General features: G+C 57.4%; 14 protein-coding genes and 1 tRNA gene. 6 read left to right on the top strand and 9 right to left on the bottom strand.

Annotated features, from left to right (window positions below; genetic code table 11):
* Positions 1–41: 41 nt before the first annotated feature.
* A complete protein-coding gene (locus tag ACFSAG_RS13325) occupies positions 42–1,349 on the bottom strand; it encodes a DEAD/DEAH box helicase (RefSeq protein ID WP_381515710.1) in 1,308 nt (435 codons plus the stop codon).
* A gap of 106 nt (positions 1,350–1,455) precedes the next feature.
* Positions 1,456–1,935: a hypothetical protein gene (locus ACFSAG_RS13320; protein WP_381515707.1), complete on the bottom strand. Its 480-nt coding sequence runs from the start codon at positions 1,933–1,935 to the stop codon at positions 1,456–1,458.
* A gap of 123 nt (positions 1,936–2,058) precedes the next feature.
* Here ACFSAG_RS13320 and ACFSAG_RS13315 point away from each other — a divergent pair, with 123 nt between their 5' ends.
* From ACFSAG_RS13315 to ACFSAG_RS13305, 3 genes are read left to right on the top strand one after another with little or no spacing between them, the layout of a single operon-like run.
* Entirely contained in the window at positions 2,059–3,504 is a 1,446-nt protein-coding gene (locus tag ACFSAG_RS13315; RefSeq protein WP_381515704.1) for an FAD-binding oxidoreductase, read from the top strand.
* A gap of 45 nt (positions 3,505–3,549) precedes the next feature.
* Entirely contained in the window at positions 3,550–4,329 is a 780-nt protein-coding gene (locus ACFSAG_RS13310) for a SapC family protein (RefSeq protein ID WP_381515701.1), read from the top strand.
* A gap of 42 nt (positions 4,330–4,371) precedes the next feature.
* Positions 4,372–4,899, top strand: a complete 528-nt coding sequence (locus ACFSAG_RS13305) for a cytochrome b (protein WP_381515698.1) — start codon at positions 4,372–4,374, stop codon at positions 4,897–4,899.
* Positions 4,900–5,122: 223 nt separating this feature from the next.
* Here the strand turns inward: ACFSAG_RS13305 and ACFSAG_RS13300 are convergent, their stop codons facing one another.
* On the bottom strand, positions 5,123–6,016 hold the full coding sequence (locus tag ACFSAG_RS13300) for an N-formylglutamate amidohydrolase (RefSeq protein ID WP_381515695.1): 894 nt from the start codon (positions 6,014–6,016) through the stop codon (positions 5,123–5,125).
* Positions 6,017–6,133: 117 nt separating this feature from the next.
* On the opposite strand from ACFSAG_RS13300, the gene cpdR reads away from it, so the two are divergent.
* Both cpdR and ACFSAG_RS13290 read left to right on the top strand, forming a co-directional pair.
* Complete coding sequence (gene cpdR, locus ACFSAG_RS13295) at positions 6,134–6,511, top strand: cell cycle two-component system response regulator CpdR (protein WP_381516178.1); 378 nt, start codon at positions 6,134–6,136, stop codon at positions 6,509–6,511.
* 56 nt (positions 6,512–6,567) lie between these two features.
* Positions 6,568–6,642, top strand: a tRNA-Val gene (locus ACFSAG_RS13290).
* Between the two features lie 299 nt (positions 6,643–6,941).
* On the opposite strand, the gene ACFSAG_RS13285 is transcribed toward ACFSAG_RS13290, so the two are convergent.
* Positions 6,942–8,110 (bottom strand): IS3 family transposase gene (locus ACFSAG_RS13285; RefSeq protein WP_381515692.1). Its coding sequence is split into 2 segments (ribosomal slippage): positions 6,942–7,849 and positions 7,849–8,110, totalling 1,170 coding nucleotides; the frame shifts between segments, so codons are not numbered across the junction.
* Positions 8,111–8,170: 60 nt separating this feature from the next.
* The gene (locus ACFSAG_RS13280) at positions 8,171–8,731 is read right to left on the bottom strand and encodes an AraC family transcriptional regulator ligand-binding domain-containing protein (RefSeq protein WP_381515689.1); all 561 of its coding nucleotides are present in this window, start codon (positions 8,729–8,731) and stop codon (positions 8,171–8,173) included.
* A gap of 88 nt (positions 8,732–8,819) precedes the next feature.
* Between ACFSAG_RS13280 and ACFSAG_RS13275 the strand changes: the two genes are divergently transcribed.
* Complete coding sequence (locus ACFSAG_RS13275; protein ID WP_374612755.1) at positions 8,820–9,593, top strand: thioesterase family protein; 774 nt, start codon at positions 8,820–8,822, stop codon at positions 9,591–9,593.
* On the opposite strand, the gene ACFSAG_RS13270 is transcribed toward ACFSAG_RS13275, so the two are convergent.
* The 4 genes from ACFSAG_RS13270 to ACFSAG_RS13255 form a co-directional block, all read right to left on the bottom strand.
* Positions 9,594–10,838 (bottom strand): class I SAM-dependent methyltransferase, encoded by a 1,245-nt coding sequence (locus tag ACFSAG_RS13270; protein WP_381515685.1) that lies wholly within the window; start codon positions 10,836–10,838, stop codon positions 9,594–9,596.
* Positions 10,839–10,920: 82 nt separating this feature from the next.
* Positions 10,921–12,156 carry a dual-specificity RNA methyltransferase RlmN gene (rlmN, locus tag ACFSAG_RS13265; protein WP_381515682.1) on the bottom strand — a complete coding sequence of 412 codons (1,236 nt, stop codon included), beginning with the start codon at positions 12,154–12,156 and terminating at the stop codon, positions 10,921–10,923.
* Between the two features lie 50 nt (positions 12,157–12,206).
* Entirely contained in the window at positions 12,207–12,680 is a 474-nt protein-coding gene (locus tag ACFSAG_RS13260; protein WP_381515679.1) for a hypothetical protein, read from the bottom strand.
* Positions 12,677–13,321 (bottom strand): histidine phosphatase family protein, encoded by a 645-nt coding sequence (locus ACFSAG_RS13255; protein ID WP_381515676.1) that lies wholly within the window; start codon positions 13,319–13,321, stop codon positions 12,677–12,679. Before ACFSAG_RS13255 ends, ACFSAG_RS13260 begins: the two co-directional genes overlap by 4 nt.
* Positions 13,322–13,503 lie beyond the last annotated feature (182 nt).

Below are 13,503 nucleotides of genomic sequence, written 5' to 3'. Positions count from 1 at the left end.
AGAAAGGCCCGCTTCGGCGGGCCTTTTTTATGGAGCGACGATCAAGGGGCGATCGTGAAATTCAAGAAATCGGGCAATGGGCCGTTCCAACCCTCATCGATTTCTTTTGCCGCGGCAGGTGCCTGTTTGGTCTTTGGCTTGGGCTCGTCCTTTCGGGGCTTGCTCTGCCGTTCCACCTTTTCGCGCGACTTGCGCTCCGGCTTGGCCGCCGGTTCGCTCCGCTCGGTTTCCCGGGAAGGACGCCCCAATCGATCGATCTTAAGGCCAATCAGTTTCTCGATATTCTCGATATGCTCGGCATCTTCGCGGCTGACGAAGGTGAATGCCTTGCCTTTTGCCCCCGCGCGGCCGGTGCGGCCGATGCGGTGGACATAATCATCGGGGTGCCAGGGCGCGTCAAAGTTGAATACATGGCTCACGCCCTTAATATCAAGGCCGCGCGCTGCCACATCGGATGCGACTAGCAGGTTGATTGCGCCGCTCTTGAATGCGTCCAATTCCTTGAGGCGCGATGCCTGGTCGATATCGCCATGGATCTCTCCCGAACGGAATCCGTGCCGTTTCAAGCTCTTGTTGAGTTCGCGCACCGTGGTCTTGCGGTTGCAGAAGATGATGGCGGTCTGCACATCTTCGCTGCGGATCAGGTCACGCAGGACTTCGCGCTTTTTCATCGGCGCAACTTCGACCAGCTTTTGTTCGATATTGATGTTGGCGGTCGCCGGACGCGCCACCTCAATATATTTCGGGTTCGACAGGAACTTGTCCGAAAGCTTTTTGATCGGCGGCGGCATCGTTGCCGAAAACAGCAGCGTCTGGCGGTTGGTCGGCAATTTGGTGCAGATATGTTCGATATCGGGAATGAAACCCATGTCGAGCATGCGATCGGCTTCGTCGATCACCAGCAATTCGCATCCGTTGAGCAGGATGTTGCCGCGTTCGAACAGATCCATCAGTCGGCCCGGTGTCGCGATCAGCACGTCGACGCCCTTTTCCAGCGCCTTTACCTGATCACCCATCGAAACCCCGCCAATCAGCAATGCCATCGATAGCTTGTGATTGACGCCATATTTCTCGAAATTTTCGGCGACTTGCGCGGCCAGTTCACGGGTCGGCTCGAGGATAAGGCTGCGCGGCATGCGCGCCCGCGCCCGACCATGGGCGAGGATATCGATCATCGGCAGCACGAATGATGCTGTCTTTCCGGTGCCGGTTTGCGCGATGCCAATGATGTCGCGCATCATCAGGACCGAGGGGATGGCTTGCGCCTGGATCGGAGTCGGCGTGTCGTAACCCGCCGCAGTAACCGCGTTCAAAAGTTCATCGGAAAGGCCGAGATCGGCAAAAGACATAAGGTTCCAATATAAAGGAAAAAAGCAGGCGGGCAGCACATAGCCGCACGTCCGGTGCGCGGCGCTTGGCGAAACAGCAGCGAAAAGTCAAGGAATTTGGCGCATCTCACTCGGGAACGAGCAGGCGGAATTTATCAATCTCGCATTTCGCACCCGTCCGTGCGTGCAGCAGGTCGCGGTCGACACAAAGTTTGCCGTCCTTCGATCGTTCGACATAGGCACCGGCATAAAATTCGCGGGCAAGGCATCCATCGCCCAGATAGGCTCGTATCAATTGCCGTTCACGGGTAACCAGTTCGAGGCTGTTCTTGGGGCCAGGGCGTGACGCAACCAGGCGATCCATTATCAGGCATTTTCCAATCTTTTCCTCATTATAGAGGGTTGCATTGCGCTTCTCGCTACGGCCTGGAGCGGCGGGTACGGATTGGTTCGGAAAGCGGATGATGATGCGTTGTTCGATACGCGCCTGAAAGTCTTTGACGCCTTCCATCATCTCGACAAAGGCGTCGACCGATTGCCCTTGCGCCCTATGCGCAAAGCCAAGCGTCACCGCGAGACCGGCAATGAGTATCAGAAAAATGCGCAACGCCGGGTCCCGACCAAAATTCGCCTTTTCCGACAATTAGCGGTAACGGTTGAACGGAGCATTAATCCAGCCCTATGAAGCGCCAACCGCCAAGTCAATTGCATCAACAACAGGAGTGGGAGTTTGTCAGACAGCCAAGTTTTGGAGAAGCTTAGCCAACTGCTCGGATCAAAGGGATTCACCTCTGATCCTGACGATCTGGCGCCCTGGACGACCGATTGGCGCGGGCGCTATCACGGGCAGGCCGCAGCGCTGCTTTCCCCGGCAACAACCGCTGAAGTTTCGGAAATCATCAAGATCGCCAACGCACACCAACTTACACTCGTTCCGCAGGGGGGGAACAGTGGAATGGTGGCAGGCGCCACGCCTGATGAAAGCGGCGCGAGCTGCCTCATATCGTTACGCCGGATGAACCGCATTGAAATGGTGGATGCTACCTCGCGGCAGGTGCGCTGCGAAGCAGGCGTCGTGCTGCAAAACCTGCACGAAGCTGTTGCCGCACAGGGCCTGCGTTTTCCTTTGACCTTGGGCGGGAAGGGTTCTGCGACGGTTGGCGGGCTGATATCGACCAATGCAGGCGGCACGCAGGTTTTGCGCCATGGCACGATGCGCAGCCTTGTGGCCGGTGTCGAGGCGGTATTGCCTGACGGATCGATCTATAACGGGCTGGTTCCTCTAAAAAAAGATAATCGCGGATATGATCTCAAGCATTTGCTGATCGGTGCTGAGGGAACGATTGGCATTGTCACGCGGGCGACCCTCCAACTTGTACCGGCTCTGCTCGATCGGGCAGTGGCTTGGGTTTCGGTTGACACGCCCCAAGATGCCTATGCCTTGCTGTTAGCCGCAACAAACGCGCTCGATTCCGCATTGGAAGGCTTCGAAATCCTGCCAGACGTGGCGCTGCAGCATGTGATCAAGCATATTCCGGGGACCAGACGACCTGTCGAAAGCGAAAAAGGCTGGCATGTCTTGATCGAATTGGTGCGCGACAGCGATGATCAGGTAGCCCCTACATCGCTTGCAGAGAATTTCCTCGGCGAGATGCTTGAGGCGGGATTGGCGAAGGACGCCGTGATCGCTGCCAGTGAAACGCAAGCTGAAGCCTTTTGGAAAATCCGGGATTCGATTGCCGAGGCGGAGCGGGCAGAGGGTCCTGCCCTACAACATGATATCAGCGTGCCCGTTTCCGCCATGGCGCGGTTCATCGAGACTGAATCCCCGCAGATCGAAGCGCGCTATCCCGGAACCATGGTGGTCGCATTCGGCCATTTGGGCGATGGAAACATCCACTACCATGTGAAGGCACCCAAAGGCGCAACGGCTGAAGAATGGTATGCGCGCTTCGCCCAAGCCATCAGCGCGGACGTTTATGATCGTGTGACCGCCTATGGTGGCTCTATCTCAGCCGAACATGGAATTGGCCAGGCAAAACTGGTGGAGTTTGAACGACTTTCGGATCCGGCGCGGCTGAACGCCTTGCGTGCCATCAAGCTGGCCCTGGACCCCAACGGCATCATGAATCCGGGAAAACTCGTTCCTCTTGCCAGCAAGCCCGCCGCCGCCTAAAGCCGCCCGCAATCAAATTTTCGAATCCAGACAACGGAGTAACTAATGGCTACCCAGCCCGCGCCGCAAGGCCTGCCCCTCTTCTATAAGGACCTCGTTCCGCTCAACAGCAACGAGCATGCAAATTTCAAGAGCCGGCAGATCGACAATGCCAATTTCATGCAGGGCCAGCACGCCATTCCGCTGACCGTTGAAGAATTTGTTTCTGCGTCGCGTTACTACCCAATCATCTTCTCGGCTGGCGAAAATCCGGTTCCGCTGGTGCTGATGGGCATGAACGAAGGCGTTAACGTCTACATGGACGAGAATGGCAAGTTCAATAATCCGGTTTACCTGCCGGCTTATATCCGCCGTTATCCATTCATGCTCGCGCGCTTGCGCCCGGATAGCGATGAACTGTCGCTCTGCTTTGATCCGACGAGCGAAGCATTGGGCGATTTCAAGGAAGGTGAAGCGCTGTTCGACGGAGCCGAGCCCACGCAGATGACCAAGGACATCCTGAAGTTCTGCGAAGATTTCGAACAGGCCGGTGCCCGCACCCAGGCATTTGTCGAAGAGCTGAAGAAGCTTGAACTGCTGATGGAAGGCGAAGTCGCCATCCAACAGGACGGCAGCGAAAACCCGTTCATCTATCGCGGTTTCCAGATGGTGAACGAAGAAAAACTGCGCGACATGCGCGGTGATGAACTACGCAAGATGAACCAGAGCGGCATGTTGCCCCTGATTTACGCGCATCTTTTCTCGCTGAACCTGGTTCGCGACATATTTGCATTGCAAATGCAGCAAGGTAAGGTGCCGCAGCAAGTCGAGCTGCCGACGACCTGATCCGTTTTCGATGGCGGCCCGACGCGTTAGGGGAGGGCCGCCATGATTTCCAAGTACAGCAAGGGTGCTATCGCACTGCACTGGTTGATCGCCATATTGGTGATCGCCAATTTCGTTCTGGCCAGCATGGCAGAAGACCTGCCACGCGAGGCCCAAGGCGCGCTGATGTCGCCGCACAAGGCCATCGGCATATCGATCCTTTTCTTTTCGGTGCTGCGCCTCGTTTGGCGTTTGACCAACAAGCCGCCCATGCTGCCAGAGGCGATTCCCGCTTGGCAATCGACGCTAGGGCGCATCGTACACCTGCTTTTCTATTTCCTCATCATCGCCGTGCCGTTCTCAGGTTGGCTGATGGCATCGGCCCATCCGCAAGCACCGCCAGTTGACTTTTTCGGCCTGTTTGACGCCACGCTGCCCGTGGATAAGAGCAAGGCCCTGGCAGACGTTGGCCATGAAGCGCATGAAATCCTTACCAAGCCGCTCTTCATATTGATTTTACTGCATATTATTGCAGCCTTGAAGCATCAGTTTGCGGATAAGCTTCCTTTTGTCCAACGCATGTGGCCCTGAGAGTTTCTCGCATCAGCGGAGCATTTCATCCCGCTGATACGCCTTGATACAGACTCAGCTATTGATTTGGCGGGTTTAAACTCCCATCTTTGTATCAGGACGGGTATCTCCCCTCCCTTATCCGTCCTTCGGCGCTGCAAGCCAGCGCCACCTCCCTGAACCTTGGCCACCCCGGATTATTCCGGGGTGGTTTTTTATTTGGCAGTTTTGCGAGGGTTTAAGGCTATTCCGCAGCCAAGGACATCGCTGTTCCGCCAAGCAGATCGATCAACAGCGCCAGCATTTCGGATATGATCGCAGCGGTCGATTCCAGACCCGCCGAAGGCTCGCGCAGTTCCGAGTCGAGATAGAGCGTCCGGTCAATTTCGATCTGGATGGCGTGCACATTGCGGCGCACATCTGCATGACGGCGCAGAATATAGTCCCCGGGGTAGGGATGGTTGAGCGCAACCGGCATTCCGGCCTGTTTGAGCCGCTCGATTAGCATTTCGGAGTAGATGGAAGCTGCGCTTTGTCCGAAACGGTCACCGATTACGATGTGGGGGCGGTGGCCCGCCACCGGAACCAGCGGTGGCATCGAGTGGATGTCGACGAGAAGGGCAACGCCGAACCGGTCACGCAGCCGCGCCAATTGGGCAGAAATGCTTTCGTGATAAGGCGAATGATATGTTTCGATCCGCTGCCGGATATCCGAGATACCAAACGGGCTTTTCCAAATATCCCCGCTTTGCATCAAGCGTCGGGGCACCAGCCCCAGCCCCCCGCGCATTTTTGCGCTGCCCACAGGCCGGGGCGAATTATCCCAACCCGATACCATAGCGGGATCAAGCTCTTCCACGCTGCGGTTCAGGTCGATCCAGGCGCGCGCGCGGTTTGCGATTATCGCCGGAATGCCTTGCGCCAACGCCGGGGCAATCAGGCGATCTGCATATCGGTCTTCAAGCCGGAGCAATTCATGGGGTGGAATTCGCAAATTTTCCAAAATCGCAGTGGGATAATCGCGGCCTGAATGCGGTACAGAAACCAGTATCGGAAAATCCGCTTGCTCCAAATTGAACAGCCGAAAGCCACAGTCATTTTGCCGATTTAACGGAAGCTGGCCGTCTGCCTGTGTCATTACCGTTTCCAGTAAAACAAAAATGGTAAACGCATGCAATTTTTTTAATTTCTGGTGGTATCAGTAGCTTGAAAGAGACTCGCAAACGGCACCGATGCCGAATGGATGGAAATGGATATGATCCGGATTCTGCTGGCAGAAGACGAACAGGCAATGCGCGAATATCTTACACGCGCGCTCGAACGTTCGGGATACGAAGTGGTGCCCGTGGATCGCGGAACCGAAGCGGTGCCGCTGCTCGAAAAGGAACATTTTGATCTGCTGCTGACCGACATTGTGATGCCGGAAATGGACGGGATCGAACTTGCCCGCCATTGCGGCAAGGTATCACCGCAGACTGAAGTAATGTTCATCACCGGTTTTTCGGGCGTCGCCTTGCGCGCAGGCCATGCCAAGCCGCAGGCCAAGGTGCTGTCGAAACCCTTCCACCTCAAAGACCTCGTTCTCGAAGTCGAGCGGTTGTTCAACAAGGAAGCGGCAACCGGCCAGATCTGAACAACCAGATTCGGGCTTGAACGGAATCATTTAGCCCGCTAGAGGGCCCGCAGCGTGGGCGTATAGCTCAGTGGTAGAGCACTGTGTTGACATCGCAGGGGTCGCAAGTTCAATCCTTGCTACGCCCACCATTTTCCCCTCCAGAAAATCCTAAGAAATCTAAGGTTTAGTCAGCACTAGCCAGCCTTACGCTGTCTAGGATTTGACGCTGTTTGCTCGCTCAACACAATTTCAACACAGTGAGCACAAAGATGGCGACAATCACTAAGCGGAGTAGCGGCTGGAGTGTACAGATCAGGCGCAAGGGCTACCCACAGCAAACCCGGACATTGCCAACTAAAGCAGAGGCGGAGGCCTGGGCTAGGGAGCAAGAGTGCCGAATCGATAGGGCGCTAGTGACCGGCCCCCACTGAGTGGTCCGCGTTAATTGTTAGTGCAAGATTGCCTCCGGCGTCATGGGTGACCGCAGGTGGAGCGAAGCGGAACCGGAGGGCTGCCATGGCGGTGTCGCCGTTTCCGGGGCTGGTGGGCGATACCCCAAGGAGCTATGTGGCCTGACAGTGTTGTAGTGGCGGCGCCAGGCTTCGATCAGGATCTTTGCCTCAGCCAGAGTGTAAAAGATCTCCCCATTCAAGAGCTCATCACGCATCGAGCCATTGAAAGACTCACAGTAGCCATTCTCCCATGGGCTGCCGGGTGTGATGTAGAGCGTCTTCACGCCGATCTTCGCCAGCCACTGTTGGACGGCATTGGCGATGAACTCGGGGCCGTTGTCTGACCGTATGTGTGCTGGCGGCCCTCGCGTAACGAACAGTTCAGCCAGGGCTGCCAGAACGTCCTCGCTACGCAACCGTCGCGCTACCGGCAGGGCCAGGCACTCCCGGCTGGCCTCGTCGATGATCGACAGGATGCGGAACTTGCGGCCATCGTGCGTGCGCCCCTCGACAAAGTCGTAAGACCACACGTGCCCCGGATACTTTGGCCGCAGGCGGATACATGATCCGTCGTTGAGCCAGAGCCTTCCCCGCTTCGGTTGCTTCTGCGGCACCTTGAGCCCCTCACGGCGCCAGATGCGCTCCACCCGCTTGCGGTTCACATGCCAGCCCGCATCGCGCAGCAAGGCCGTCACCCGGCGATAGCCGTAGCGACCATATTGTCGAGCCAGGGCGATGATATCCTCAGTCAGCGCAGCCTCGTCATCTGCCCCACGCGGCGTCTTGCGCTGTGTCGATCTATGTTGCCCAAGCACACGGCAGACCCGCCGCTCGGACACTGGCATCATGTCCCTTATATGATCGATACAGCGCCTGCGGCGCGCAGGGCTCAGAAGTTTCCCTTTGCGGCCTCCTGCAGGATCAGCTTGTCCAGCGTCAGGTCGGATACCGCCCGGCGCAACCGGGCGTTCTCCTTCTCAAGCTCTTTCATCCGCCGAGCCTGGTCCATCTTCAGGCCGCCATACTCCTTGCGCCAACGGTAGTAGCTTTGTTCGGTAACGCCGATCCGCCGGCAGGCATCTGCAACCGTTCCGCCCTGCGCCAGCACGATCTCCGCTTCACGCAACTTGCCAATGATATCTTCCGGCTTGTGCTTCCTTGCCATTCCATTCCTCCTTCGTGGCCATTCCTAAAATAGAAATTGGGCCACTCAGAAGGGGGCAGATCACTGCGCCGTAATTTTTCTGATCTGCGTAGCGTCGCCGTAAATTTCCTTGGCCAGCCGGGAATAGGTTGCGATCGAAAAATCCACAGCCGCTGACAGCGATTCAGCAGGGTGCCCCATCAGGTTCCAGCTCAAGATGACTTCGGCCCCGGTGTCGGTTAGCGCAACGCGATACATACTTTGCCGCAATTCCTGCATCAGGACATTTTCGCGGATAACATCGAATAATGTCGGCAACAGGCGCGTCGCAAATCCAAGGTCCGAAAAGCAACTCGGGCGCGAGTCCCGACCAATTTCGAGCGTCACGGCCGGATTTCCCAAATGGGCCTCGATCGCGGTCAACAGTCGATTGAGCGTCTGACCCGGCACACGCGCCAACTGGTTGCGGATGGTGCTTTCCGAAATGCCGATTGCTTCCAGCAATATGGGTCGGCTCGCGCCACGCGCTACAGCGGCGCTGATTACGCGCCCGACCATATTGGCCGAAACGGTATCGGGCGGGATCAGAATTTCTCCGCCCACCAGCCTTTTCACAACCGCGAAATGATGGCCTCCCTCCATTGGTAAACTCAACCACTGCAAGCGGCGCTATGCAAGCCTATTGTCTTGATTGCTTGCGACAAACCGAGGTGCGCGATATGCGGTCGCCATGAACCTAGCCGATATCCTGTCGCAGCTTCGTGCCGACGCCACCGATCAGAAAATAACCATCCCGTCGACATGGCATCAAGGCCGCACCGCTTACGGTGGTTTGAGCTCTGCCTTGGCCTATCAATCGGCGAAACTCGTGGCCCCTGATCTGCCCCCGTTGCTGACAGCACAGATTGCATTTTCAGGGCCGCTGTCGGGTGAGGTTGAAATTCATAGCAAGATTTTGCGCCGCGGCCGCAACAGTGCCTTTATCAAAAGCGAAATCACCGTGGGCGATGAAGTCGGACTTAGCTGCGTCTTCGTGTTCATGGCACGCCGCGAGAGCCATATCGATTTTGAAGGCCTGCCCCGCCCCGAATTCCCACCCATTCCGGAGGACGGCAAAACCCGCAGCGGGCCGCCCGAATTCTTCACCCATAATATGGATTATCCTGAAAAGCGGCTGATCCTTGGTATGGATAAGCCGCGGCTCGCCAACTGGCATCGATTGAAAGAGCGCGAAGGCCTCGATCCGGTGGCTAACCTAATCTGCATGGGTGATGCCCTGCCGCCATCGACCATGGGGTTGATGAAAAAGGAAGGCATGATCAGTTCGATCAACTGGCAGATCAACCTGCTGACCGATGCGCCCGAGACCGAGAATGGCTGGTGGTTCCTCGAAAGCGAAACGCACCACGCCGTCCACGGTGCGAGTAGCCAGTTTATGACCGTGTGGAACAGCAAAGGTGAGCCGATGATGACCGGCATGCAGTCGGTCGCGTTGTTCGTCTGATTATTGCTTCGCAAGTATGTCGCGCTCGCTGCGCGCCATGTAATCACGGGTGATCGGCAAGCTACGGCGGTTGCGTGCAAATTGGATCTGGTAATTGCACATGCCGCCCCATTCGAACGCGGCGGTCGCCCCGGCGAGGTAAAAGATCCACATCCGGTAGAAACGTGCGTCCATCATCGCGATGATCGCTTCGCGTTGCGCCATCACCCGTGCGTACCAGGCGCGCAGTGTGAATGCGTAATGCAGGCGCAAATTTTCGATATCGGTGGCGATCAGCTTTGATTTTTCGCTCGCTGACAGCGTTTCGGACAGTGCGGGAATATAGCCGCCGGGGAAGATATATTTGCGGGTGAAGGCATCCGTCGCACCCGGTTTCCCCATTCGTCCGATGGTGTGGAGCAGCATCACGCCATCATCCTTGAGCAGATTTACAGCGCTACGGAAAAAAGTTTCAAACTGCGGAACACCGACATGTTCGAACATGCCCACCGACACGATGCGGTCAAATTGACCCTGTGCGGTGCGTGCGAGATCGCGATAGTCGATCAACTCAAACGTCACGCGGTCTGAAACGCCTGCAGCCGATGCGCGCTCGCGCGCCAGTTTGAGCTGTTCCTCGCTCAAGGTAATGCCCAAAACTTCCACGTCGGGGATCCGGTTGAGGTACAGCGCCATGCCGCCCCAGCCGCACCCGATATCAAGCACACGCTGCCCCGGCTGAAGCGCCATCTTTGCAGCAATGTGCGCCTTCTTACTGAGTTGCGCCTGTTCGAGGCCGATATCAGGATCAGGCCAATAGGCGCAGCTATATTGCATGTCTGAATCGAGCCACAGCCTGTAGAAATCATTAGAGAGGTCGTAATGGTGTGCGACATTCGCACGTGATCGGCCAAGGTTGTTCATCTGGCGCAGCGGCCGCACCAATTGGCTGCCTAGGCGCTTCAGCATTCCGGGATCTCCGATCTCGCCGCCCCTTTCCCAAGGATTGTTGCGCCGCACCAGCTCGATCAGGCCCATGATATCGTCGTCGCCAACCGAGACGCCGCCGTCGATATAGGCTTGTCCCAGCCCGAGACGCGGGTTGAGTAGTATGCGACGTTCGGCGGCTGCGGTGTGAATGCGCAGGGTGACATCGGGCCATCCAGCGTGCTTGCTGCCCAATTCGGTAAAGCTGCCATCGGCGCGCTCGATCCTGAGCGTGCCATGCTTTATCTTTCCGGCAAGCAGACGTTCTATGAGCGCCATGAGAGCCTCCGTAACCCGTGCGGTGCCCCCGTTTGTTTAGTGGACCGAATTGTCGGCCTGAAAGCAAGCGATTACTGGTAGATCAGCCCAAAGCAGCCTGTTTTTCCTCGGCCAGTCGGTCGAGCTCTGCCCGGCTCTTTTTCTCCGCCGCTGATTTTAGCTGGCCGCACGCCGCCATGATGTCGCGGCCGCGTGGTGTGCGCACGGGTGCGCTGATGCCATGTTCAAAAATGATGTTGCTGAATGCGCGGATACGTTCGGGGCTCGAACATTCATAAGGCGCGCCGGGCCAGGGGTTGAACGGGATCAGGTTGACTTTGGCCGGCAGCTTGTACTGTTTGATCAGCCGCACCAGTTCGCGCGCATCCTCATCGCTGTCATTCTTGTCCTTCAACATCACATATTCGAACGTGATGCGACGGGCATTGTTGGCACCCGGATAATCCGCACATGCCTGCAGCAATTCCTCAATGCCGTATTTGCGATTGAGCGGGACGATTTCGTCGCGGATTTCCTTGCTCACAGCATGGAGCGAGACGGCGAGGTTCACGCCAATTTCTTCGCCAGCCTTTGCCATCATCGGCACCACTCCGCTGGTCGAAAGCGTAATCCGCCGCTTGGAAAGCGCCAGGCCGTCGCCGTGCATAACCACTTTCAATGCGTCACGAACATTGTCGAAATTGTAGAGCGGTTCGCCCATGCCCATCATCACGATGTTGGTCAGCATGCGGCCATCGGCGGTATAGTGACCGCTCTCATCATCCTCGTCCTCGGTGCCACCCGCCATGTTGCCCTTGGGCCATTCGCCCAGCGCATCGCGCGCGAGCATCACTTGCCCCACAATTTCCCCCGGCGTCAGGTTACGCACCAGCCGCATCGTTCCGGTGTGGCAGAAACGGCAATTGAGCGTGCAACCCACTTGGGAAGAAACGCACAAGGTCCCCCGATCAGCATCGGGGATGAAGACCATTTCATAATCCTGATTGTCATCAGTACGTAGCAGCCATTTGCGCGTGCCATCGCTGCTGACCTGTGCTTCCACGACCTGCGGGCGCCCGATGACGAAACGCTGCGCCAGCCAGGGGCGCATTGTCTTGGCGATATCGGTCATCGCTTCGAAATCGGTCACGCCACGGTGATAAATCCAGTGGAACACCTGCTTGGACCGCAGCTTTGCGGCCTTTTCGTCCAACTGGCTTTCCAGGAAAAGCTGCCTGATCTGCAAGTGCGACAGGCCCATCAGGTCGATACGACCATCGGCGCGCGGTGTTATGGCGCGCGAAGTGACAACAGGATCGATGTGGCCGGGAATTTGCATGATGCGCGGCCATATAGGGAGGTCGCGGCCGAAAAGCGAGTCTTGGCTGGTTAGCGCCCTGCGCAGCCAAGCGCTGCCGCGTCGATTGCCGATGCAGCGCCGCGAGTCGCATAGGCATCGACAATCGTGCGGCCGTCGCGAGCGACGCTAGTAACGCTGATTGATTGAGCTGATCGTATCGCTGCGATGATCGCTATGTCGGTCTGCCGGTCCTTGGCCCAGCCGCTATTACCATTGGCAATCAAGCGAAAGCGCCTTCCGCCCGCGCTCAATGTGATGCCGCTATTCGCCGAGCGTTCGCGCGAAAGCTGTACATAGACCTGGTGGCCCAATCCCTTTTTCGGCCAGAAACCGATCGAGACATAGCCATTGTCACCACTCGATTGACGTGGGGCGCCGATGGCATAGCAACGAGGTGTTTGTGCATCGCGGAATGCAGCCCAGCCTTGCCAGGCGCCCAGCCTCTCCTTCGCAATTGCGGGGGAGGCAAGCAACAGCAAGGCAAGGCAGAAAATGCGTTTCACGCGCGTTCCAGTGCGCCTTCGCCGAGTGTGACAATCTCTTCCTTGCCATCGCGGATCATTACCATGCTCCCTTGCGGCAGGCTTGGGGCAATAGGCGCCCCGAACATCGGATCGACGGGCAGGCCAAGCAGGACGCCGCGTAACACGCGGGCCGAAATACCATGCATCAGGACGATGGCGTCGCCTGGTTCGGCGGTTGCCTCCGCCAGCCAATCGGAAAGGCGGTGGGCGATTTCGTCATACCATTCACCATTGGGTGGCCGAACGGTAAACAGCCCGACGTCGGGATCGACGAAGGGGCCGATTTCGGCATGGATATCGGCATAGGTTCGTTCCGACCAATCGCCGACGTCGATTTCCTGCAACCGGTCATCCGCGCGCGTCTGGTGCCAGTCGGCTCCGACATGTTCGGCGACAATGGCTAGCGTCTGTAAAGCCCGGCCAGCGGTCGACGACCACAATGTCGGCACTGACTGCCCCTCAAACCAAGGTGCCAATGCACGACCCATCGCGTCTGCCTGCAAGAATCCTGTCCGTGTCAGAGGGGTATGTACCGCCTGCTGCCCTTGCATCCGCGCAACAGAGTTGAACACGGTTTCGCCGTGCCGCGCAATGAACAGTCTTTTTCCGTTTGTGCTCAATTTTCTAACCCCTTCTGTGTTGGCAGCCTTCTTCCACAGATTAATCCGCGCTGTAAAGCCAATCGGCTTGCCCTAGGGGCTGGAGTTGTTAAGGAAGATTCGCCGAAATTGGGGCTTTTGGGCCTTTCGGCACTTGGGAAGACGCGCCAGACCCGTGGGGGCGAGGCATTAGGGGATAGACC

This window comes from Sphingorhabdus buctiana, from assembly GCF_042680825.1.
GTDB classification, from domain to species: Bacteria; Pseudomonadota; Alphaproteobacteria; order Sphingomonadales; family Sphingomonadaceae; genus Sphingorhabdus_B; species Sphingorhabdus_B buctiana.
Note: the sequence above shows the minus strand (reverse complement) of the source record. Positions and strands in the feature narration are given on the sequence as shown.